This window comes from Pedobacter kyonggii, assembly GCF_004310665.1.
Lineage (GTDB): Bacteria > Bacteroidota > Bacteroidia > Sphingobacteriales > Sphingobacteriaceae > Pedobacter > Pedobacter kyonggii.
Genome location: NZ_SIXF01000069.1, coordinates 1 through 1473, shown reverse-complemented (window position 1 = coordinate 1473; position 1473 = coordinate 1). Strand labels below are relative to the sequence as shown.

General features: G+C 44.0%; 1 protein-coding gene. It reads left to right on the top strand.

The genetic code is table 11. From position 1 onward, the window contains the following. Positions 1-91: 91 nt before the first annotated feature. A complete protein-coding gene (locus tag EYS08_RS25560) occupies positions 92-1168 on the top strand; it encodes an IS110 family RNA-guided transposase (RefSeq protein WP_131032711.1) in 1077 nt (358 codons plus the stop codon). The last annotated feature ends 305 nt before the right edge of the window (positions 1169-1473 follow it).

The following is a 1473-nucleotide window of genomic DNA, read 5'->3' as shown; positions in this document are numbered from 1 at the left end:
ATCAGTATCTATGTAATAAAAGTGATCTTAGTTCAAGTGGTCTTTAGCAAGCCACAATTGTTAAATTTAAATAAACAATAGAACTAAGATCATGACAAATTTAGCAGAAAAATTAGATTTTAGCGGTCATACGATAAGCTGTGGCATCGATGTTCACCTTAAAAGCTGGACTGTTTCACTCTATCTAGGGAAACAGTATCTCAAAAGCTTCGTCCAGTCTCCCCCGTCAGTGGATGGACTTTGGAATTTTCTTTCAACCAATTATCCAGAAGCCCGTTATGAATGTGCTTATGAAAGCGGCTTCTGTGGGTTCTGGATACAGCGGGCTTTTGCTGCACGTTCGATAAGTTGCATCGCGGTAAACGCTGCAGATGTCCCACGGACTGATAAGGATACAAAGAACAAAAATGACAGGAACGATTCCAGACGGATAGCCGAGGCGCTTCAGGCTGGACAGCTCGAAGGGGTTTATGTTCCTGATACCGAACTTGAAGCCGACAGGCAGCTGGTGCGGCTCAACGAGCGGTACAGTAATGATCTTACCCGGTCAAAAAACAGGATAAAGGGTCTTCTGCGTCTGATGGGGATTGAGATACCGCAGAGATTCGCAAAGGCCAACTGGAGTAGGGCATTTGTTGCATGGTTAAAAGAGGCCAGCTGTGGAGAGCCTAGCATCCGCATCGTGCTGGACAGGCAGCTCTCGATAATGGAAACCATCAGGTCCCAGAAACTGGACACACTGAGGGAGATGAGAAAGCTTATGGGCAAAGCACGCTACCGTACCATCTCAGAGCTGCTCTGCTCTATTCCAGGAATCGGCCCGGTAACAGCAGCTGTGCTGATTGTTGAAATCGGTGATATCTCCCGTTTTGAGAAATTTGACAAGCTCAACTCATTTGTCGGACTATGTCCAATGCAGCATTCCACAGGTGAGAACGACAGAAAGGGAAGCATAACAACAAGACAGCACCGCCGGCTCAGGTATATCTTGGTGGAGGCTGCCTGGGTAGCAGTAAGAACAGATCCGGCCCTTACAATATGCTATAGCAGATGGACAGCAAGGGTTGGTTCCAGACGGGCCATAATCAAGATAGCGAGAAAACTGCTTTCCAGGGTAAGGCATGTATGGAATGACCGCGCACCTTATGTGAGTGGACTTGTGAAATAAAAAAACAAAACTAGCTATAAAGATATGATAGACTGCTTTCTAAACCTTGCTTGGGAAAACCTGCTTTAATCAGTGTGCGGCTATCTTTTAAACTGTTTATTAATAAATACTTGCGGCAAATTTAACGACCGCTAATAGGAGGATATAGCTAAGTTTTTATACTTTTATAAAAAAAAGCTTCTGAGAGGCGTTAATTTAACTAAATAGAAACCGCAAATTCTCAGGACAGGCAACTTCTTTTGCCCATAAAAAAAGAAAAAGCTTCCAAAGCCACTTGAAAAAGGGTTTTATTCATAGGAGGTTTA